Raw genomic sequence first — 2684 nt, forward strand, 5'->3', positions numbered from 1 at the left:
GCGCGAAATTTTGCCGAGATACTCGGCGCAACGCGGCTCGATGCGGTGGCGCTCACGGCGCAGTTCGCGTCCATCGGTCCCATCACGTCGAAGACCGCCGCCGAGTTGGGCATGCCGGTGACCATAGAACCCGACACACACGACATTCCAAGCTTCGTTGAAGCGATTGTGCAGGCATTTACCGAGACAAGGTAAGGAGGCGACCGTGGGATTTCCGGAAATGCGTTTACGGCGATTGCGCGCCACACCGACGTTGCGGCGCATGGTGCGCGAGACGCGCCTCTCCGCGGACGACTTGATCATGCCGCTCTTCGTGCGCCCGGGCTCCGGCGTGAAGAATCCCATCAAATCGATGCCCGGCAATTTTCAGTTCAGCGTGGATACGCTCGTTGAAGAGGCGAAGTCCATCGAGCAGGCGGGCGTGCCCGGCGTGATTCTATTCGGCATCCCCGATTCCAAGGACGCCACCGGCACGCAGGCCTATTGCGACGACGCCATCGTGTGCCGCGCTATCGAGGCCATCAAGAAAGCATGCCCGTCGCTGTGCGTCATCACCGATGTGTGCCTCTGCGAATACACCGACCACGGCCATTGCGGGGCCGTTGCGAAGACGCGCGCCGGCGCGTTCGACGTCGATAACGACGCGACGTTGCCGTTGCTCGTGAAAGAGGCCGTTGCGCATGCCCGCGCGGGCGCCGACATGGTTGCGCCGTCGGACATGATGGACGGACGCGTGCGCGCGATCCGCGCGGCCTTGGACGCGAAAGGTTTTGCCGACGTGCCAATTATGGCCTACAGCGCGAAGTTTGCGTCGGCATTTTACGGGCCGTTCCGCGATGCCGCCGAATCGCCGCCACAGTTTGGCGACCGGACTTCGTATCAGATGGACGCCCCCAACGCGCGCGAGGCCATGCGCGAAATTGCCGCCGACATCGAAGAGGGCGCGGACATCGTGATGGTGAAACCCGCGCTCGCGTACCTCGATATCATTCGCATGGCGTCTGACCGGTTCGACGTGCCGCTCGCGGCGTATTTGGTTTCCGGCGAGTTCTCCATGGTGAAGGCCGCCGCCGCCAACGGTTGGATCGACGAGAAGCGCGCCGCGCTGGAAATACTCACGGGCATCCGAAGGGCCGGAGCGAAACTAATCCTGACGTATTGGGCGAAGGATGCGGCAGGGTGGATTGGATGATTTTGGATTTTAGATTTTGGATTTTGGATTTTGGATTGAAGATGATGCACGTGAGTTGGATTCTTCGTTCGCCGGTGGCGGAGAGGCTCCTAAGAAGCGACCTGATTGAAACAATACGTAACGCTTGCTTAGGTTTGTCACGCTGAGCCAGTAACCGCGTGAGCGCGGGTTTCAGTGGCAGAAACAACGGTCAAGTGGGCAGTCTTCACAAGGCATTGGGCAATATGCCCTGCGCTTCGTTCGCAATTACTCAGAGAGCCTCTTCTCAGGAGTGCCGTAGGCACGGCAGACTCTAGCCTAGCGCGGCATAGCCGCATCCAAAAGGGACTCAACCACCGATACACACCAACGATTTGACTCGATACTCCAGAGCGCTGCAAGCGCGAAATACTCCAGCCTGGGGTGAGATTCGCGTCAACGACGCGAATCGAAACCCCAGGTACCAGCCCCCCACCCAACGTGAGCCCTGTAAGGGCGCAAGCAACTGTCGCGGTCTGTTTCTTAGGAGTCCACTTTCGGCATACGAAGCATCTGGTGCCAAATAGAGTTGTTTATAAGCCAGATCCCTCGCCCGCCTTGGGCGGACTCGGGATGACATGAGAGGCAATTCTTCAAGTCGATCGGAGCAACAACAGGGAACGTTGTTTGAGATAGAGGACGTCCACATCCTCAACGAATCTCAGCCCCGCCTTCTTGGCTGTAATTTGAAATTTCAAATTGGGACTCAATAGCACTTTTCTCTTTCGTCAGCAGGCTTCCCAAAATCGCAATCTCCCTGCGCCTCTGCGCCTCCGCGCGAGTATCTTTGTCTTGTGCATCGTGTGAAGCCTGTCCATTAAAATGGCGTCTAACTAAGGATGCTCAGCATGAATGGCCTATTTCCCCGCTCGCATCGTCACCGCGTATCGCTGCTTCTCCTCATTCTTTGTCTTGCCCTTAGTTGTTGCACAACGCCACCACCAACTCCCGTCTCCACGCAGCCCGAGCTTGTCGAGTTGGTGAAAGTGATTCCCGACATCAAACTCGATATTCGATACGCCACGCCGAACAATTTTACCGGCAAGACGGTGTATCCCGTTGCGCGGTGCTTTCTCGTGAAGGACGCCGCGCTCGCCCTCGCGAAAGTGCAGGCAGACCTCCATAAGGAAGGCTACGGGTTGAAAGTCTTTGACGGTTATCGGCCGTTGTCCGTGCAACGCGCGTTCTGGGCCATACTGCCCGACCCGCGCTACGTCGCCGATCCCTCCAAAGGGTCGCGCCACAACCGTGGGTATGCGATAGACCTGACGCTCGTAGATGCCAACGGCAACGACGTGCCCATGCCGACGGAGTACGACGATTTCACCGAGCGCGCTCACCGCGACCACATGGACCTGCCGAAGGAAGTCATTGCCAACCGCGCCCGACTGGAGAAGGCAATGAAACGCCACGGGTTCATTCCCTTCCCGACGGAGTGGTGGCATTTCGATTTTGACGGCTACGAGGACAAGCC

Annotated in this window: 3 protein-coding genes; all 3 read left to right on the forward strand. The window is 58.4% G+C overall.

Going from position 1 to position 2684, the window contains the following annotated elements:
- A partial coding sequence (locus K1Y02_26785; protein MBX7259990.1) for a HemD protein occupies nucleotides 1–195 on the forward strand: 195 nt, incomplete at its 5' end.
- Nucleotides 196–220: 25 nt separating this feature from the next.
- Nucleotides 221–1192, forward strand: coding sequence for a porphobilinogen synthase (gene hemB / locus K1Y02_26790; GenBank protein MBX7259991.1), 972 nt, complete (start codon nucleotides 221–223; stop codon nucleotides 1190–1192).
- Nucleotides 1193–2058: 866 nt separating this feature from the next.
- Nucleotides 2059–2684, forward strand: a 626-nt coding sequence (gene ddpX / locus K1Y02_26795; GenBank protein ID MBX7259992.1) for a D-alanyl-D-alanine dipeptidase, incomplete at its 3' end; no start/stop codon positions are given.

The organism is Candidatus Hydrogenedentota bacterium, assembly GCA_019695095.1.
Taxonomy (GTDB): domain Bacteria; phylum Hydrogenedentota; class Hydrogenedentia; order Hydrogenedentales; family SLHB01; genus JAIBAQ01.